The sequence below is a fragment of the Streptomyces sp. CRN 30 genome (assembly GCF_034105845.1).
The window spans coordinates 1-18,697 of record NZ_JAVRHI010000387.1; the positions used below are offsets into that span (position 1 = coordinate 1).

At 74.5% G+C, this 18,697-nt stretch carries 15 protein-coding genes and 1 pseudogene; 9 read left to right on the forward strand and 7 right to left on the reverse strand.

The window, feature by feature from the left end:
* From UW392_RS41755 to UW392_RS41790, 8 genes are all read left to right on the forward strand, one after another.
* The coding region (locus UW392_RS41755) for a Gfo/Idh/MocA family oxidoreductase (RefSeq protein ID WP_320780507.1) at positions 1-932 on the forward strand (932 nt) is incomplete at its 5' end.
* Complete coding sequence (locus tag UW392_RS41760; protein ID WP_320780508.1) at positions 929-1,756, forward strand: MBL fold metallo-hydrolase; 828 nt, start codon at positions 929-931, stop codon at positions 1,754-1,756. The genes UW392_RS41755 and UW392_RS41760, both read left to right, overlap by 4 nt.
* On the forward strand, positions 1,753-3,261 hold the full coding sequence (locus UW392_RS41765; RefSeq protein ID WP_320780509.1) for a YcaO-like family protein: 1,509 nt from the start codon (positions 1,753-1,755) through the stop codon (positions 3,259-3,261). Before UW392_RS41760 ends, UW392_RS41765 begins: the two co-directional genes overlap by 4 nt.
* Complete coding sequence (locus UW392_RS41770; protein ID WP_320780510.1) at positions 3,258-4,208, forward strand: sugar phosphate isomerase/epimerase family protein; 951 nt, start codon at positions 3,258-3,260, stop codon at positions 4,206-4,208. Before UW392_RS41765 ends, UW392_RS41770 begins: the two co-directional genes overlap by 4 nt.
* Before the next feature lie 16 nt (positions 4,209-4,224).
* On the forward strand, positions 4,225-5,553 hold the full coding sequence (locus UW392_RS41775; protein ID WP_320780511.1) for a glycosyltransferase family 4 protein: 1,329 nt from the start codon (positions 4,225-4,227) through the stop codon (positions 5,551-5,553).
* Positions 5,550-6,395, forward strand: coding sequence for a PIG-L family deacetylase (locus UW392_RS41780; RefSeq protein WP_320780512.1), 846 nt, complete (start codon positions 5,550-5,552; stop codon positions 6,393-6,395). The genes UW392_RS41775 and UW392_RS41780 overlap by 4 nt, the downstream gene beginning before the upstream one ends.
* A gap of 88 nt (positions 6,396-6,483) precedes the next feature.
* On the forward strand, positions 6,484-7,536 hold the full coding sequence (locus tag UW392_RS41785) for an acyl-CoA desaturase (protein WP_320780513.1): 1,053 nt from the start codon (positions 6,484-6,486) through the stop codon (positions 7,534-7,536).
* 200 nt (positions 7,537-7,736) lie between these two features.
* Positions 7,737-9,731, forward strand: coding sequence for a rhamnogalacturonan lyase (locus UW392_RS41790; protein ID WP_320780514.1), 1,995 nt, complete (start codon positions 7,737-7,739; stop codon positions 9,729-9,731).
* A gap of 118 nt (positions 9,732-9,849) precedes the next feature.
* Here the strand turns inward: UW392_RS41790 and UW392_RS41795 are convergent, their stop codons facing one another.
* Genes UW392_RS41795 through UW392_RS41810 form a run of 4 tightly spaced genes read right to left on the reverse strand, consistent with a single transcriptional unit; the run spans position 9,850 to position 14,768 of the window.
* A complete protein-coding gene (locus UW392_RS41795) occupies positions 9,850-10,992 on the reverse strand; it encodes an XdhC/CoxI family protein (protein ID WP_320780515.1) in 1,143 nt (380 codons plus the stop codon).
* A complete protein-coding gene (locus tag UW392_RS41800; protein ID WP_320780516.1) occupies positions 10,985-13,165 on the reverse strand; it encodes a xanthine dehydrogenase family protein molybdopterin-binding subunit in 2,181 nt (726 codons plus the stop codon). Before UW392_RS41800 ends, UW392_RS41795 begins: the two co-directional genes overlap by 8 nt.
* Positions 13,162-14,172, reverse strand: a complete 1,011-nt coding sequence (locus UW392_RS41805; RefSeq protein WP_320780517.1) for a xanthine dehydrogenase family protein subunit M — start codon at positions 14,170-14,172, stop codon at positions 13,162-13,164. Before UW392_RS41805 ends, UW392_RS41800 begins: the two co-directional genes overlap by 4 nt.
* The gene (locus UW392_RS41810; RefSeq protein WP_320780518.1) at positions 14,169-14,768 is read right to left on the reverse strand and encodes a 2Fe-2S iron-sulfur cluster-binding protein; all 600 of its coding nucleotides are present in this window, start codon (positions 14,766-14,768) and stop codon (positions 14,169-14,171) included. The genes UW392_RS41805 and UW392_RS41810 overlap by 4 nt, the downstream gene beginning before the upstream one ends.
* 395 nt (positions 14,769-15,163) lie before the next feature.
* Between UW392_RS41810 and UW392_RS41815 the strand changes: the two genes are divergently transcribed.
* Positions 15,164-15,748 (forward strand): TetR/AcrR family transcriptional regulator, encoded by a 585-nt coding sequence (locus UW392_RS41815; RefSeq protein ID WP_320780519.1) that lies wholly within the window; start codon positions 15,164-15,166, stop codon positions 15,746-15,748.
* An 86-nt stretch (positions 15,749-15,834) separates the two neighbouring features.
* On the opposite strand, the gene UW392_RS41820 is transcribed toward UW392_RS41815, so the two are convergent.
* From UW392_RS41820 to UW392_RS41830, 3 genes and pseudogenes are all read right to left on the reverse strand, one after another.
* A complete protein-coding gene (locus tag UW392_RS41820; protein ID WP_320780520.1) occupies positions 15,835-17,427 on the reverse strand; it encodes an alkaline phosphatase D family protein in 1,593 nt (530 codons plus the stop codon).
* 89 nt (positions 17,428-17,516) lie between these two features.
* Complete coding sequence (locus UW392_RS41825) at positions 17,517-18,257, reverse strand: class I SAM-dependent methyltransferase (RefSeq protein WP_320780521.1); 741 nt, start codon at positions 18,255-18,257, stop codon at positions 17,517-17,519.
* A gap of 90 nt (positions 18,258-18,347) precedes the next feature.
* Positions 18,348-18,697: pseudogene (locus UW392_RS41830) on the reverse strand (hypothetical protein); the annotation flags it as partial.

Genomic DNA, 18,697 nt, shown 5'->3' on the forward strand with positions numbered 1-18,697 from the left:
ACGTCGCGACGCCCAACCACGCCCACCGCCCCGCGGTCGAGGCGGTGGCCGCGGCGGGCGCGGCGGTGCTGTGCGAGAAGCCGCTGGCCGCCGACCTGGCCGAGGCGGAGCGGCTCGTCACCGCCTGCCGGCGGGCGGGGACCCTCGCGGCGACCGCCTACGACCAGCGCTTCCATCCGGCCCACCGGGCCGTGCGGGCCATGGTGGCCGCCGGGGCGCTGGGCACGGTGACCGCGGTGCGGATCACCTACTGCTGCTGGCTGCCGCCCGCCTGGTCGCCGGACGGCCGCCCGTACGACAACTGGCGGGCCGATCCGGCGCGGGCGGGCGGCGGGGCCGCGCTCGACCTGGCGCCGCACGGACTGGACCTGGCGGGCGTCCTGCTCGGCGGGGACGACGTGGCGGAGCTGACGGCGCTGGTGCAGCACCGGGTGCACCCCTACCCGGTCGACGACGGCGCCGTGCTGGCCGGCCGGACCGGCGGCGGCGTCCTGGTCGCGCTGCACGTCGCGTACAACACCCCCGACACGCTGCCCCGCCGCCGGCTGGAGGTCGTCGGGACCCGCGGGCAGCTGACCGCGGTCGACACCCTCGGGCAGGACGCGGGAGGGGCGCTGTGGCTCTCCGGCGCGCACACCGCGGAACGCGTGCGGGTGCCCTTCGACACCGGTGCCTCGCCCTTCGCCGGCCAGGTCCGGGCGTTCTCCGCGGCCGTGGCCGCGGTACGCGCCGGCACCCCGCCGGCGCGGGCCTGGCCGTGGCCGCTCGGCCGGGACCTGGCCCTGCACCGGCTGCTGCTTGAGGCCCTGTCCCACGCCCGCACCGGCGTCGCCGCCTCCCCCACCGCCACCGCTCCGCGAGCTTCCGCGCCGGCACCGTCCCCGGTCCTGGCCCCGTCCCCCGTCGCCCCCGTCGAGGAAGGTCGCCGATGACCCTGTCGATGTACGCGTGCGCCAACTGCGGCCACTGGCAACGGTGGTTCGGTCCGCCGCCCGCCTGCCCGGTCTGCTGCGACGTGCGCAACGCGCTGCCCGAGGACGGCTGGGACTTCCCCGCCGAGAAGGAGGTCGGGGCGCTCCTGGTCGCCGACTGGTACCGGCCCGTCCCGGGCGTCACCGGCTTCCGCGCCGTCCCGTCCTTCGGCCTGGGCACCACGGGCTGGCTGATCGAGGCGGAGGGCGGCAACGTCGCCTGGGAGGCGGCCCCGTACTACCCGCCCGAGGCGCTCTCCGAGATCGAGCGGCTCGGCGGCATCACCCGGCTCGGCGCCAGCCACGTCCACGGGTACGGGGCCCTGTGGCAGCTCCAACGGCGCTTCGCCCCGCCGGTGGTGGCCGTCGGGGAGCCGGACCTGGTCTGGACGAAGGCGTTCCGGGTCACCTGGCCGGTGGACGGCCATCTGGAGCTGGCGCCCGGCCTGACGCTCCACCGCACCGGCGGCCACTTCCCGGGCCACTGCGTCCTGCACGACGCGCGCCGCGGGATCCTGTTCTGCGGCGACGCCCTCAAGGTCGACCTGGACGACACCGCGCCCCGCGCGCTCTCGTGCCACAAGGCCTTCCACGCACAAATTCCGCTCTCCCACGACGAGGTGCGCCACTACCGGTCGGTGATCGGCGCGCTCGACTTCACCGCCGTGGCCACTCCCTTCGAGTACGCGGCCCCCGTGACCACCGCGGACGTACTGCGCCTGTTCGACCACCAGCTGGCCGGACCGCCCGCTACGACCGCCCTCCCGATGGGATCCGGACGATGAACACCTCCTCCACGGAACACCCGGTGGTGCGCGCCTACCGCGACGCGCTCGCCCCCGGTGAGCAGCAGGACTTCGACATCGGCGCCGCGGACCGCACCGGACTGCCGGTCGTCTCGGCCGACCACCTGGACGCGGCCGGCGTCCGCAAGGGCGCCTGCGGGTACGGGGCGGACGCCGGACACGCCCGCGTCGGCGCCTACGGCGAACTCACCGAGGAGGTGCTGCTCGCCCGGCACCTGGCCCGTACCGGACGCCGCCGCGCCTCCTACGAGGAGCTGGTGCGCGAACGCGGCCGGGACCGGGTCGCCGATCCGGTCTCCCTGGTACTGCCGGCGGGCGCGGACTACCGTCCCGAGCGCCCGCTGGACTGGGTGCCCGCGCGCCGGCTGCGCACCGGCGAGGAGGTGCTGGTGCCCGCCGAGTTCGCCGCGGCCTGCGGCTCGGACCTGCCCGGCGATCCGCCTCCCGGCGGCCGGCTGACCACGCCGGTCACCAACGGGCTCGGCGCCGGCGACACGCTCGAACGCGCCCTGTCGCACGCGCTGCTGGAGATCCTCCAGCGCGACGGCAACGCCACCGCGCACCGCGCGATGGACGAGGGCGTGGTCATCGACACCGACGGGGTGACCGACCCGGTCACCCGCTCCGTCCTGGACCGGCTGCGCGACGCCGGTGTCGAGGTGCTGCCCAAGCTCGCCTCCACCCGGTTCGGGATGGCGGACGTCCACGTGGTCGGCACGGACACCGACGACGGGGCGGCTGAGGGCACGACCCCGCTGACCCTCACCGCGTGCGGTGAGGCCGCCCACCCGGACCGCGAGGCGGCCCTGCGCAAGGCGCTGACGGAGTACGTCTCCTCCCGCGCGCGGAAGGCCTTCTTCCACGGCTCGCTGGCGGCCGCCGCACGGATCGCCCCGCCCGGCTACATGGAGCGCGAACTGTCCTCGCCCATGGCGGAGCAGGAGCCGCGGGCGCTGCGGGCGATGACGTCGTGGGCCGCCCTGGACGCCGCGCGCCTGAGGGAACTGCTGGAGCCGACCGTCCTGTCCCGTCGCTCCACCGTCCCCTTCTCCACCCTGCCGACCGTGCCGCCCGGCTCGCTGGACGACCCGGCCGCCCTCCTCGACGACCTGCTGCGGCGGCTGGCGGACTTCGACGTCCTGGTCGTCGCCACCGGCGGGCCCGGGGCCCACGCGGTCAAGGTCCTCGTCCCCGGCATGGAGGTGGAGACGATGTCGTACGGGCGGATCGGGGAACGCGGCGTGCGCCGGCTGATGGAGCGCGAGCGCCTCGACGCCGGCGCCGGTCCCCTGGCCGGCGTGGGCCCCCTCCCCCACTCCGGGGCGCGGCCGGTGCACCTGACGCCCGAGGGCCGCGAACGGCTGGGCGGCCCCGCCTGGTTCGACACCGACGCGGCGCAGAAGACGGTGGGGGCGCTCTACCCCCTCTACCGCGAACCCGACCGCCACGCGGTGGCCCGTACGGCCGAGGGAGCGGTCCGGTGACCCCCGCCGCCCCCGCCGGCGGGCTGCGCTACGCCTACAACACCAACGGCATGACCTCGCACCGGCTGGACGACGCGCTGGCGCTGCTCGCGGACACCGGGTACGACGGCGTCGCGCTCACCGTGGACGTGGCCCACCACGACCCCTACGCGCCGCAGCTGGCTTCCCGCACCGCCGCGCTGGCCCGCCGGCTGGACCGCCTGGGCCTGGGCAGCACCGTGGAGACCGGGGCGCGCTTCCTGCTCGACCCGCGGCGCAAGCACGAGCCGACCCTGATCACCGCCGACCCGGCCGGCCGGGCCCGCCGGCTGGCGTTCCTGCGCCTGTGCGTGGACATCGCCGCCGACCTGGGCGGCGAGGCCGTCTCGTTCTGGGCGGGCGTGCCGGCGCCGGGCACGGACACCTCCGACGGCGGAGCCGCCTGGGACCGCCTGGTGGACGGGGTGCGTGCCGTCGTGGCGTACGCGGCCGAGCGGGGCGTGGTGGCGGCCTTCGAACCGGAACCGGGCATGCTCGTCGAGGACTGCGCGGACTGGTCCCGGCTGGCCGCCCTCGTCCCCGGTCTGCGCCTGGCGCTGGACACCGGCCACTGCCTGGTCGCCGGCGGGCTGACGCCCCGTCAGGCCGTGCTGCGCCACGCCGCGGACCTGGGTGCGGTCGCCGTGGAGGACATGCCGTACGGCCGGCACGAGCACCGCGCCCCGGGCGAGGGCGACATGGACCTGCCCGCCGTCCTCGGCGCGCTGCGCTCCGTGGGGTACGGCGGGCTGGTCGCCCTGGAGCTGTCCCGCGACGCGCACCGCGCCGACGTCCTGGTGCCCGGCGCGCTCGAGGCGCTGCGGCACGCGGAGGACAGGGCGGCCGGCGGGGAACCGGACCTGCGGGACGTGCGCGTGACCGCGGCGACGTTCCGCGCCGGCGCGCTGGGGATCGAGGTCGTGCGATGAGGATCGAGGTCGTGTGATGCGGATCTGTTTCGTCTCGCGCCGCTACTGGCCGGCCGTGTCGGGCATGAGCGCCTACGCGGAGAACCTGCTGCGGGCCCTGACCGCGGCCGGCCACGAGGTCACCCTGGTGTCCCAGTACCGCGGCGACCGGCAGGGCGGCGCCGTCTACGGCGGCGGCCCGCCCCCGCCCGAGCGGGTTCCCGAGGGGGTACGGCTGGTGGCGCTGGAGTCCCTGGGCGAGCAGGCCGTCGGCTCCGGGGCGCCCGCGGACTTCGAGGCCGACGTGAGCGCCCTGCGCGACACGGTCGTCGCCCTGCACGCCCGCGCGCCCTGGGACGTGCTGCACGCCCAGTACGGCTACCCCCCGGGGCTGGCCGCGCTGGAGGCCTCCGAACGGCTCGGCATCCCCGCCGTGGTCTCCATCCAGGGCGGCGACGGCCACTGGGTCGGCACCTGCTGCACCACCCACCGCACGGCGATCCGCCGGGTACTGCGGCACGCACCGGCCCTGCTGATCGGCTCGCCCAGCTTCCGCGCCGAGGTCGCCGCCCGCCACCGGGTGCCGGCCGAGCGCTTCACCGTGGTCCCCGGGGCCACCGACACCGAACGCTTCCGTCCCCGGCCCGGCCGGCGGCCGGGGACGGTCGGCGATCCGCCGGTGCTGCTGTACCACGGCCGGATCGACGTCCGCAAGGGCGTGCTCGACCTGCTGGAGGCGGTACGGCTGCTCCTCGCCGCGGGCGGACGGCTGCGCCTGCTGGTCTCCGGCACCGGCCCCGACCTGGAGCGGGTGACCCGGCGCGCACGGGAGGCCGACCTGGTGGACGCCGTGGAGGTGCTGGGACCGGTCGGCTACCACGACGCCCCCTCCGTCTACCGCCAGGGCGACGTCTTCGTCAGCCCCACCTGGGCCGAGGGCTTCTCCAACACCGTCCTGGAGGCGATGGCGAGCGGGCTCCCCGTGGTCTCCACCGACGTGGTCGGCGTGGTGGACTGCGTACGGGACGGCGTCAACGGGCTGCTGGTACCGCCCTGCGACCCCCACGCCCTGGCCGGGGCGGTCGGCCGGATGCTGGACGACGCCCCGCTGCGGCACCGCCTCGCCCGGACGGCGCTGCGGCAGGTCCTCACCCAGTGGTCGTGGCCGGTGGCCGCCGCGCGCATCGGGGCCGTCTACGAGGAGGTGTGCGCCGCGTGGCCGGCGGCGGGGACGGCGGGCGGGCCCCGGGCCCACGGGGCGCGGACGGCCGGGAGGACCCCGACGGCCGGCCGGGTCGCCGCCGCGACCGCGACCGCGGCCGTGGACCTGTCCTGCCGGTTCCGCTGGGCACCCCACCTGCTGTGACCGCGCCCGCGCGCGGCCCCCGCACGGCCGTGGCCGTCAGCCCGCACCTGGACGACGCGGTCTTCTCCGCCGGAGGCGTCCTGGCGCTCCTGTCCCGGGCGGGCTGGCGGGTGCGGGTCGTCACCTGTTTCACCGCGTCGGTCGGCGACCCCTGCCCCTTCGCCCTGTCCACCCAGCTCGACAAGGGGCTGCCCGCCGACGTCGACTACATGGCCCTGCGCCGGGCCGAGGACAGCGCCGCCCAGCGGACCCTGGGCACACTCCCGCCGGTCCACCTCCCCCTGCCCGAGGCCCCGCACCGGGGGTACGGCAGCGCACCGGAGCTCTTCGCACCGCCCCGCCCCGACGACACGGCGGGCACCGAGCTGAAACGGCTGCTCGCGCCCCACCTGGCGGCGGCCGACCTCGTGCTGGCCCCCCAGGGGATCGGTGACCACGTCGACCACCTGCTCACCGCCCGCGCGGTGGCCACCGGCGCACCGCCCGCACGCGTCTGCTGGTGGCGCGACGTGCCCTACACGGCCCGCGCACCGCAGTCCGCCGGCGGCGGGACGGCCGGGACGGCAGCCGCGACGACGGCTGGGGTGGCGTGCGAGGTGATGTCGGAAGTAACGGTCGACATCGGGGCCGTCCTCGCGGACAAGACCGCCGCGGCCCGGTGCTACACCACCCAGCTGGGCTTCCAGTTCGGCGGCCCCGGACGGGCCGGTGAGGTCCTGTCCGCCGTCGCCCGCGCCGAGGCCCGCCGCACCGGCGCGCCGTACGTCCACGGCGAGGCGCTGAGGGCGGGGCGCACGGCCCGGTGGATGCTCACGTCCACTTCGCGGACCGCCTACCGCTGACCTCCCCGTCACAGGGGGGTTACCCACACCGTCATCATGGGGGCGAGCGTCATTCTGCTGCCGGGGCGCCGTTCACATACTGAAACGCATGACCCACAACCCGACGGTGCTCCCGAACAATTCGTCGTCGCCGCGTGCGCGGGAAACGGGAAGCGACTTCGCCGAGCTGTCCCGACGCATAGCCGACGCCGGGCTGCTCCGGCGCCGCCCCCTGTACTACGGTGTGCGCTTCTCGATCGTGGCGCTCGTGCTCGTGGGGGGTGTCACTGCCTTCTTCGCACTGGGTGACAGCTGGGCCCAGCTGTTCGTGGCCGCCGCCCTGGCCGTGGTCTTCGGCCAACTGGCGCTGGCGGCCCACGACCTCGCCCACCGGCAGGTCTTCCGTGGCCGGCGCCCCAGCGAGATCGGCGGCCTGCTGGTGGCCGACCTGCTCCTGGGCATGAGTTACGGCTGGTGGATGAAGAAGCACACCCGCCACCACGCCAATCCCAATCACGAGGAGAAGGACCCGGACGTCGCCCCCGACCTCCTGGTGTGGTCCCGGCGTCAGGCGCGCCGGGCGAAGGGCCTCCCGCGCTTCATCGGGAGGCACCAGGCAGCCCTGTTCTTCCCGCTGCTGACCCTGGAGGGCCTCAATCTGAGCTTCAGCAGTTTCAAGGCGCTCCGCAGCCCGTCGATGAAGCGGCCGGCCCTGGAAGGCACCCTTCTGGTCGGGCACTTCCTGCTGTACTTCGGCGGCCTCTTCACGGTCCTCCCGCCCGGTAAGGCACTCGCCTTCATCGCCGTCCACCAAGGGTTGTTCGGGATCTACCTCGGTTCGGTCTTCGCGCCCAACCACAAGGGCATGCCGATGGTCGAGGAGGGCATGCGGCTCGACTTCCTGCGCCGCCAGGTCCTCACCTCCCGCAACGTCAGGGGCGGCCTGTTCATCGACGTCTTCATGGGCGGGCTGAACTACCAGATAGAGCACCACCTCTTCCCCAGCATGCCGACACCCGCCCTGGGCCGGGCGCAGGTCATGACCGAGCAGTACTGCGCCGAACTCGGCGTCCCGTACCACCAGACCGGGCTGCTCGCCTCGCACCGTGAGGCGCTGCGCCACCTCAGGAGCGTCGGTGAACCGTTGCGCGGCACCGCCTGAGACCACGACCCGCCTGAGAACAACGGCCCACCCGGGACCACGGCCCACCTGAGGAAGCGGCCCACCTGAGACCACGACCCAACAGACCCGCACAACCATTGACTCAATCGATCAGCCGTTGCGAGACTCGTTCGCCGGGAGAATGAATCGTTTCATTCCTCCGGCCCGGCACCTCGTCCGACAAGCAAAGGAGCATGCGGATGGGCAGAGGAACGACCGTTCCCGGCACGAGACGCACCCGAAGCACCGAGGGCACCAGGGCCGCCCGGGCCCGCGTCCGGCTGGTCACCGCCGGACTCGCCGTCCTGGCCCTGGGCGCCACCGCGTTCACGGGCCCGGCTCCGGCGTCCGGCGGCCACCGGCCGGACCACCGCCCGCTGCGCCAGATGGAGAAGCTCGACCGGGCCCCGGTCGCCGTGGGGACCGGGGACGGGGTCTTCGTGAGCTGGCGCCTGCTCGGCCTTGACCCGGAGAACACCGCCTTCCACGTGTACCGGGACGGCCGACGCGTCACCCGCACCCCGGTCCGCGACACGACCAGCCTCACCGACCCGCGCGGGACCGCCCGCTCGGTCTACCGGGTCGAGGTCCTGCGCGGCGGCAAGGTCACCGAGCGCACCGACAGGTTCGGCGTCTGGTCCGAGCAGTACGAGGAGATACCGGTCAACCGGCCCGCGGGCGGCGTCACGCCGACCGGGCAGGAGTACACATACCACCTCAACGACGCGAGCGTCGGCGACCTCGACGGCGACGGCCGGTACGAGATCGTCCAGAAGTGGGAGCCGAGCAACGCCCAGGACAACTCCCGCAGCGGCTACACCGGGAACGTCATCCTCGACGCGTACACCCTGGACGGCGAGCAGTTGTGGCGCATCGACCTGGGCCGCAACATCCGCGCCGGGGCGCACTACACCCAGCTCATGGTCTACGACCTGAACGGCGACGGCCGGGCCGAGGTGACCGTGAAGACGGCCGACGGCACGGTGGACGGCAAGGGCGAGGTGATCGGCGACCCGGCGGCCGACCACCGCAACAGCAGCGGTTACGTGCTGTCCGGCCCGGAGTACCTGACGGTGTTCGACGGCCGGACCGGCGCGGCGGTCGACACCGTGGACCACGTCCCCGGCCGGGGCGACACCTGCGACTGGGGCGACTGCTACGGCAACCGCGCCGACCGCTTCCTGGCCGGCGTCGCCTACCTGGACGGCGAGCGCCCCTCGGTCGTCTTCGCCCGCGGCTACTACACCCGCTCGACCCTGACCGCCTTCGACTTCGACGGCAAGCGGCTGAAGCAGCGCTGGGCGTTCGACTCCGACGAGCTGGGCGCGGAGTACGAGGGGCAGGGCAACCACAACCTGTCGGTCGCGGACGTGGACGGCGACGCCCGGGACGAGATCGTCTACGGCTCGCTGACCGTGGACGACGACGGCTCGCCGCTGTACAACACCCGGCTGGGTCACGGGGACGCGCAGCACGTCTCGGACCTGGACCCGAGCCGTCCGGGCCTCGGGGTCCTCTCCGCGCACGAGTCGATGTCGGCCTCCGGCAACCGCGGGGCGACGTTCCGGTCCGCGGCCACCGGCGAGATCCTCCACAGCATGCCCGCGACCCGGGACATCGGGCGCGCGGCGGCCGGTGACATCGACCCCACCCACCCGGGCGCCGAGGCGTGGGCGGTCACCGCGACCGGCGCGTGGAACTCACGCGAGGGCGAACTGCGGGCGGCGGACGGCACGTTGATCGGCACGTCCATCCCGTCGGCCAACCACATGATCTGGTGGGACGGCGATCCCCTGCGCGAGATCCTCGACCACGACTTCGACGAGGCGGCCGATCCGGCGGGCCGGCCGTACGTCGCCAAGTGGGACTGGAAGAACGGCGTCCAGAACACCGTCTTCCAGCCCGAGGGCGTGTACACCAACAACTGGACCAAGGGCAATCCCGTGCTCCAGGCCGACCTGTACGGCGACTGGCGCGAGGAGGTGGTCTACCGCGCCCAGGACGAGTCGGCGCTGCGGATCCACACCACGACCGCCGCGACGAAGCTGCGGCTGCCCACGCTGATGCACGACCCGCAGTACCGCCTCGCGGTGGCCTGGCAGAACGTGGCCTACAACCAGCCGCCGTGGACCGGCTATTTCATCGGCAAGGACATGAAGAAGCCGGCCCGGCCGGCCATCCGCTACACCCGGTGACGCGCGGGGGCCGCACCTCTGCGTGAGGTGTGACCGAACGGCCGGTCCACGGCCCGGGACGGTTCCGGGCCGTGGACCGGCCGTGGCGTGTCCGGCGGCGCGCCGCGGATCGCTGCGCTCACGCGGCCACGACGCGGTCCCGCTCACCCCCGTCCCGGTGGATCGGGGTGCGCAGACCGGTCAGCGGGAGGCCCGTGCCGCCCCGCCGGGCCGCGACGATCTCCGCCGCGATCGACAGGGCGGTCTCCTCGGGCGTACGGGCGCCGAGGTCGAGGCCGATCGGGGACCTGAGCCGGGCCAGTTCCCGTTCGGTCAGGCCCGCCGCGCGCAGCCGCCGGTGGCGGTCCTCGTGGGTGCGGCGGGAGCCCATGGCACCGACGAAGGCAGCGGGCAGCCGCAGGGCCACCTCCAGCAGCGGGACGTCGAACTTGGCGTCGTGGGTGAGCACGCAGAGCACCGTACGGGCGTCGGTCGTGGTGCTCCGCAGGTAGCGGTGCGGCCAGTCGACCACGATGTCGTCCGCCTCGGGGAAGCGGGTCCGGGTGGCGAAGACGGGCCGGGCGTCGCACACGGTCACGTGGTGGCCGAGGAACTTGCCCGCCCGCACGAGCGCCGTCGCGAAGTCGATCGCCCCGAACACGATCATGCGGGGCGGCGGCACGCTCGACTCGACGAGCAGCGTGAGGCCGCCGGGGCAGTGCGACCCGTCCTCCGAGAGGTCGACCGTGCCGGTCCGGCCGGCCTCCAGCAGGGCGCGGGCCTCGGCCGCCGCCGTCCGGTCCAGCCGCGCGTGGCCGCCGAGGCCGCCTTCGTACGCTCCGTCGGGGCGGACGAGCACGGACCTGCCCAGGAACTCGGCCGGGCCGCGCACGACCCGGGCCAGCGCCGTCGCCTCGCCCCGGGCCGCGGACGCCAGCGCGGTGGCCCACAGGTGCCGGCCGGGTGCCTCCACACCGACCGGAGTGACCATGACGTCGACGGTTCCGCCGCAGGTCAGGCCCACCGCGAAGGCGTCCTCGTCGCTGTAGCCGAACCGTTCGACGACCGTCTCACCGTCGTTGAGCGCCTGCACGCAGAGGTCGTACACCGCTCCCTCGACGCAGCCGCCGGAGACCGAGCCGATGGCCGTGCCGTCGCTGTCGACGGCGAGGGCGGCGCCGGGGTCGCGCGGCGCGCTGCCCCCGACGGCGACGACGGTGGCGACGGCGAACGCCCGGCCCTCCTCCGCCCAGCGGTGCAGCTCCTCGGCGAGGTCAAGCATCCCGTACCCCTTCCGCGGCGGCCGCCGGGTCCGTACCGGCCGCCGTGCCCGCCAGCAGGACGCGGTCGGGGCGGATGGGCAGGTGCCGGTGGCGTACGCCGGTCGCGTGCCACACCGCGTTGGCGATCGCCGCCGCGGCGCCCACGATGCCGACCTCGCCGATGCCCTTGATGCCGACCGGGTCCTCCGGGTCCGGGTCGTCGATCCAGTCCGCCTCGACGAGCCGTACGTCGGCGTTGGCGGCGACGTGGTAGCCCGCGAGGTCGGCGCCGACCAGGCCGCCCGAGCCGCTGTCCCGGACCGCCTCCTCGTGCAGGGCCATCGAGATGCCCCAGATCATGCCGCCGACTAGCTGGTTGCGGGCGGTGAGCGGGTTGACGATGCGGCCGGCCGCGAAGATGCCGAGCATGCGCCGCACGCGCACCTCGCCGGTGGCCGGGTCCACGGCGACCTCGGCGAACTGGGCGCCGTAGGAGTGGCGTTCCTTCTGCGCGAGGGCGCCGACCGCCTCGGTGGTGTCGGAGCGCACCGTGATGCCCTCGGGCGGGACGTCCCCGCTCAGGGTGAGCCGCTCGCGCAGCTCGCCGGCCGCGACGTTGATCGCCCAGGCCCAGGAGCGGGTGCCCATCGAGCCACCGGCGATCATCGCCGGGCCGAAGTCGCTGTCGCCGATGCGCATGTGGATGCGGTCCGTCTCCACCCCGAGCGCGTCGGCGGCGACCAGGGCGAGCGCCGTCCGGGCGCCGGTGCCCAGGTCGGCGGCGGCGATCCGCACGGTGAAGGTGCCGTCCGCCTCCGCCGTCAGCGCCGCCGTGGACGGTCCCGCGCCCGCGGGGAAGGAGGCCGCCGCGGTGCCGGTGCCCAGCAGCCAGCGCCCGTCACGGCGCACACCGGGGCGCGGGTCCCGGTCCGCCCAGCCGAACCTGCGCGCGCCCTCGCGGAAGCAGGCGATCACGTTGCGGCCGGCGAAGGGCAGTCCGGACACCGGGCCGTGCTCGGGGTCGTTGCGGGCGCGCAGTTCGATCGGGTCGATGCCCAGTTCCTCGGCGAGTTCGTCGAGCGCCGACTCCAGCGCGAACGACCCCGGCGCCTCGCCCGGCCCGCGCATCCACGTCGGGGTCGGCACGTCGAGCCGGACGACCCGGTTGGCCGTGTGGTGGGCGTCGGCGTCGTACATCACCCGGGCCACTCCGGCACTCGGCTCCACGTAGTCCTGCACCGTGGAGGTGAGGTTGAGGGAGTCGTGCTGCAGGGCGCGCAGCCGTCCGTCCGCGTCGGCGCCGAGCCGGACCCGCTGCGTGGTGGGGGTGCGGTAACCGGTGAGCGAGAACATCTGACGGCGCGTCATGACCACGCGGACCGGCCGCTGGAGGGCGGTTGCGGCCATCACGGCGGCCACCTGGTGGGCGCGGACGCCCTTGCTGCCGAAGCCGCCGCCGACGTGCTCGGAGCGGATGCGCACCGAGCCCGGGTCGAGGGAGAACAGCCTCGCGAGGTCGTTCTGCACCCAGGTGGCGCCCTGGTTGGAGTCGAGGACGTCGAGCCGGCCGCCGTCCCAGCGGGCGGTCGCCGCGTGCGGCTCCATCATGCTGTGGTGCTCTTCGGGCGTGGTGTACTCGGCGTCCACCACGGCGGCGGACGCGGCGAGCTGTGTCTCCAGGTCGCCTTTCCCGGTCACCGCCGGCATGTGTCCGTCCAGCGTGTCCGCGTCCGGGCGGCCGGCGGAGAAGTCGACGTCGTGCGGTTCCTTCTCGTACCGCACCACGAGCGCTTCGGCCGCCTCGCGGGCCTGCTCGGGCGTCTCGGCGACGACGAGGGCCACCGGCCAGCCCATGTGCGGCACCCGGTCGTCCTGGAAGAGGCCGGTGGTCGGATCGGGCGCGACGCCCAGCATGCCGGTGAAGTCGCGGTCGACCCGCGGGGCGTTGCCGTGGTGCAGGACCTCCAGCACGCCCGGCATGTCCAGCACGGGACCGGTCTCCACCGCACTGACGCGCCCGCGGGCGACGGTCGACAGCACCAGCCAGCCGTACGCGAGGTCGGCGAAGGGGATGTCGCCCGCGTAGCGCGCCGCCCCGGTGACCTTGTCCCGGCCCTCCACGCGCGTGTGGGCGGTGCCGACGGGACCCCTCAGCTCCGTGGGCACGTTCGTGCCCGTGGTCGTCGTGGTCATCGGGCGGCCTCCTCGCCGGGACCGCCCGGCTCGGCCAGTTCGCTCAGCACGGCCACGATGAGGTTGCGCATGAGGGTCACCTTGTATCCGTTGCGGGGCAGTGGCCTCGCCGCCGCCAGTTCGAGGTCCGCCGCGGCGTCGAACGTCGCGGCGTCGGCGGAGGCGCCGGTCAGTACCTGCTCGGCCGCCCGGGCCCGCCAGGGCCGGGAGGCGACCGCGCCGAGGGCGAGGCGGGCGTCGTGGACGACGCCGTCCCGGACGTCGAGCGCGGCGGCGACCGAGCCGATGGCGAACGCGTAGCTGGCGCGCTCGCGCACCTTCCGGTACCGCGAATGGGCGGCGACCGGGGCGGGCGGCAGGGCGACGCCGGTGATCAGCGCGCCCGGCGGCAGGGCGGTCTCACGGTGCGGGGTGTCGCCCACGGGCAGGTAGAAGTCGGCGAGCGGGACCTCGCCCGGTCCGTCGGCGGTCTCGTAGGAGACGACCGCGTCGAAGGCCGTCAGCGCCACACCCATGTCCGAGGGGTGGACGGCCACGCAGTGCTCGGAGGCGCCCAGGATCGCGTGGTTGTGGTGCTGCCCCTCGACGGCGGGGCAGCCGCTGCCGGGGGCGCGCTTGTTGCACGGGCCGGTGACGTCGGTGAAGTAGGCGCAGCGGGTGCGCTGGAGCAGGTTGCCGCCGACGGTGGCCATGTTGCGCAGCTGCCCGGAGGCACCGGCCAGCACGGCCTGCGTGAGCGCCGGGTAGTGGTGGCGGACCAGGGGGTGGGCGGCGAGGTCGCTGTTGGTGACGGTGGCGCCGATGCGCAGGCCGCCGTCGTCCGTCGGCTCGATGCGGTCCAGCGGCAGGGCCGTCACGTCGACGAGCCGGGCGGGCCGTTCGACGCCGGTCTTCATCAGGTCGACGAGGTTGGTGCCGCCGCCGAGGAAGCGCGCGTCCGGATCGGCGTCGAGGAGGGCGACCGCGCCGGAGACGTCGGAGGCACGCTGGTAACCGAACTCCTTCATGCCTGCGCCTCCTTGCTCCCGGCCGGGACTGCGGCGTCGGCGTCGACGTCGGCCCCGGCCGCCCGGGCGACCGCCTGGACGATCGAGACGTACGCACCACAGCGGCACAGGTTGCCGCTCATCCGCTCCCGGATCTCCTCGGGAGTCAGCGGTGGCGGTCCCGCCTCGGGCCGGACGTCCCCGGTGACGGCACTGGGCCAGCCCGCCGCGTGCTCCTCGATGACGGCGACCGCGGAACAGATCTGCCCCGGCGTGCAGTAGCCGCACTGGTAACCGTCCAGGTCGAGGAAGGCCTGCTGCACCGGATGCAGCCGGTCGTCCTCCGCCATGCCCTCGATGGTGGTGACCTCGCGGCCTTCCGCCGCCACCGCCAGTTGCAGACAGGACACGGCCCGGCGCCCGTCGAGCAGGACGGTACAGGCACCGCACTGTCCCTGGTCGCAGCCCTTCTTGGTACCGGTCAGATCGAGCCGCTCACGCAACGCGTCGAGCAGGGTGGTGCGGTGGTCGACGGACAGGGTGTGCTTCTCGCCGTTGACGCGCAGCGTGAGGTCGCTCCGCGTCGGTGTCGAGGCGGGAGTGGGGGAAGGAACCATGATCGCTTCTCTTTCACGTATCCGTATGTCGCGTTTCCGTAGGTCGCGTTTCCGCGTGCGGAACAGAGCGGGGTGGACGAGGAACGAAGGAAGTCGGTGCTGTCGGGTGCTGCTGTCGGGTGCTGTCGGAAAAGGGAATGCGTACCGCCCGTGGCGGTGTCGCTTCGGCGAGGTGCACTATGCGGAGAAGACGGGCTCGGGGGAGAACCGGTCCGGCGAGGGCCCACGGGCGCACCGGCCCCGGTCGGTGGCCGCCGACTGCCGCAGCCGGTCCCGGTTCCGATACGATCACCCAAACCGGACAGGTGTCCGTTACCAGGAAACCTAACGGACAGTTGTCCGCTTAGCAACGAGCAATTCCGGCCACGGGTCCGGGAGGAGGGCGGGTGCAGCAGATGAACGACACACCCCTGCGCTCGGACGCGCAGCGCAACCGCGAACGCATCCTCGAAGTGGCCCTGGCCGAACTCACCCGCTGCTCCCAGGCCCCGCTGAGCATGATCGCCAAGAAGGCCGGCGTCGGGCAGGGCACGTTCTACCGCAACTTCCCCAACCGCGAGGCGCTGGTCCTGGAGATCTACCGCCACGAGATGCAGCAGGTGGCCGACAGCGCGGCGCAGTTGCTGGAGGGCCGCGGGCCCGACCGGGCGCTGCGCGAGTGGATGGACCACCTCGCCCGGTTCGCCATGGCCAAGGCCGGTCTGGCGGACGCGATCCGCCAGGCCACGAGCGCGCCGGGGAGCCCGGCGAAGCCGGGGCACACCCAGGTGCTCGCCGCCGCCGAACTCCTGCTGCGCGCCAACGAGGAAGCCGGCACCATCCGTCCCGGAGTGACCGCGGACGACTTCCTCCTCGCCATCGGCGGCCTCTGGCAGATCGATCCGCACGGGGACTGGGAGCCGACCGCCACCCGGCTCCTCGACCTGATCATGGACGGGCTGCGGTGCGGTGCGCACGGAGGCCGGGCCGAGGCCCAGTAACCCCCGGAACCACCGCCGCTGATCGGCGCCGCCCGTCCAGGTGGTCAGCCGCCACTCCCTTTGCCGCCGGCGGGCAGGCGGCCGCCTCAGACCCTGACGGCGCCCGGCCGGCCGTCCTCGACCACGAACGACGCGAACGTCTCCGCGGCCGCGTCGGCGCGGCTGACCGTGGGCACCATGCGCAGGTCGGTCCGCCACTGGTGCCGGTCGAGCGTGCAGGTGACGTAGCCGCGCCGGTCGCCGTCGAAGAACTTGATGTGCGGGTTCCACTTCATCATGGGTCCGTAGTACGGCCCGTAGACCTCGTCGTCGCCGTTGGTCGAGATGGAGGTGCCGACGAACTCCGTGGCGATGACGGGCGACGCGGGGTCGTCGAAGTCGCTCCTGATGTCGTTGACGAACGTGGAGTGCCAGTCGCCGGCGACCATGACGGGGTTGCGCACCTGCGCCGAGACGAAGGTGTCGGTGATGGCCCTCCGTGCGGCGGGGAACCCGTCCCACGCGTCGTGCCAGAGGATGTCGCCGGTCGGGCCGTCGTGGTCCAGGCGCGCCATCATCACGCTCGTCGCGATGACGTTCCACCGGGCGCGCGACCGGCGCAGCCCGTCCAGCAGCCACCTCTCCTGCGTGGCGCCGAGCATGGTGCCCGTGGCCGGGTCGTGGCCGGCCGCGCACGCCGGTGCCTCGCCCCAGCCGCAGGGCGGCGCGCTGCGGTACTGCCGGGTGTCCAGCAGGTCGAGCTGGGCCAGAGAGCCCCAGTCCGTCCGTCCGTACAGGGTGAGCGAGCCGTCCCTGCGGGGCAGCGAGCGGCGGCGTACCGGCTGGTGCTCGTACCACGCCCGGTACGCGGCGACCCGGTTCGCGGGGTCCGTGCCGTCGTGGGCGCCGGCGTAGTCGTTCACCACCTCGTGGTCGTCCCAGGTCACGAGCCACGGGAAGCGGGCGTGGGCGCGCTGCAGGTCCGGGTCGGACTTGTACAGCGCGTACTGCATCCGCCAGCGGTCCAGGTCCCGCGGCCCCTCGCGCAGCACGTCCGGTGTCGCCGTCCGGCGCAGGCCGCCGTCGGCCGGCACACCGCCCTCGTACACGTAGTCGCCGAGGTGGACGACGAGGTCGAGGTCCTCCTCGGCCATGGAGCGGTAGGCCGCGTAGTAGCCGTGCGACCACTCCTGGCAGGAGGCGAACGCGAAGCGCAGGGCGCCCGGCGCACTGTTCGCGCGCGGCGCGGTGCGGGTGCGGCCCACTTGCGAGACGTCGCCGCGGTAGCGGAAGCGGTAGTGGTACTCCCGGTCCGGGGCGAGGCCCTCGACCTCCACGTGCACCGAGTGCGCCAGGCCGGGCAGGGCCGACACCGTGCCCCGCTCGACGATCCTCCGCATGCCCGGGTCCAGCGCCACCTGCCAGTCGACGGGCACGGGGCGGCTCGGCATGCCGCCGTCGGGGCTGTACGGGTCGGGCGCCAGCCGGGTCCACAGCACCACGCCGTCGGACGTCGGGTCGCCCGAGGCGACGCCGAGCGTGAACGGGTACGCGCCGCCGCGGATGCGGGGCGCCGCGAGGGCGGTGCCTTCCAGGGGCACCTGGCCGGCGGCCGCCAGTGAGGCGACGGCACCGACACCGCCGAGGAAGCGGCGACGGTTCGGGCGGGACGGCGCGGCACGCTCTGCTGGGGACGTCATGGCCGGAATACCAGCGCCCTTCCCTGACCACGAGTCGTCGGCCGGGTGACCTCGATGTGAAGACACCGGGCAGTGAGCGGCGGACTCCGTCACGCCCGGCCGGTCCCCGGGCGCCGTGCGACGAGGACGAACTCCCGGCCGGGACGGTCGGGGGCGTCGCGGACGCCGTCGACCACGTACCCCCGCGCGACCAGGTCCGCCTCGACCTCCTCCCGTTCGCGGAAGCGCAACGTCGAGTCGGACGTCAGCACCTGCCCGTCGGCGGCGAAGACGTACGTCCACCGGTACGTCACCAGGGGCTCGCTCACGTCGGTCACCCGGACCCGGCTCTCGACCGCGCCGACGCCCGGTACCTCCGTCACCCGGTACGAGTCCTCCCGGTTCCACTCCTCCCAGGCGCGCCCGGCGGGATCCCGGGTCTCGAACACCAGGCGCCCGCCCGGCCGCAGCGGCGCCTGGGCCCTCCGCAGGGTCTCCTGCCAGGTCACGGGGTCGGCGACGGCCTGGGCGACGTTCCCCGTCATGGTCACCAGGTCGGCCTCCAGGGGCGGGGGCGCCGTCGCGTCACCGTGGATCCCCCGTACCCGCTCGCCGCCCGGCTTCCCCCTGGCCACGTCCAGGGACGCCCCGGCGGGGTCGACGCCGACGGCCTCGATCCCGCGGTCGGCCAGGAGGAGGGCGAAGACCCCGGTCCCGCAGCCGATGTCCAGGACCCGGCGTGCCCCGAACTCCTCCGCCGTGCGCAGGTACGCGTCGAGATCACCGCGGTCGGGGTCGAGCCGGTCGTGGATCGCGGCGAGCCGTGGATGCCCGTGGCACCCGTCAGCCATGCGGCCGACCGTAGACGGAGGCGGCTGCCCTCCTCCACCGGGTTCCACGGGGCGTCCACCGGGCGGCCGGGCAGGAGCGCGGCCCGCCCCTCACCCCTTGAGCAACCGGTGCGCCGTCCGCCCGGCCCACCACGACCCGGCCGCACCCACCGCCAGTTGGCCGAGGAGCAGCAGCGGCGCGTACTCCCCGCCGCGGACCACGCCGACCAGCACGGGTGCCGTGACGAGCAGCGCGGCCAGCGGACCCCGGAGGTACCACAGGAGTATCTGCACGGGAGCGGTGCCGCCCAGCGCGGTCTGGGTGCCGACCAGGACGTGTGCGGGAACGACACCCCGGTAGGAACTGACGAGCGCGGCCGCCACGAACGCGGGCACCGCGGCCACGAGCACGACGGGGCCGGCCGCGCCCGTCCCGGCCGTCCCGCACGCCACGGCGCCGG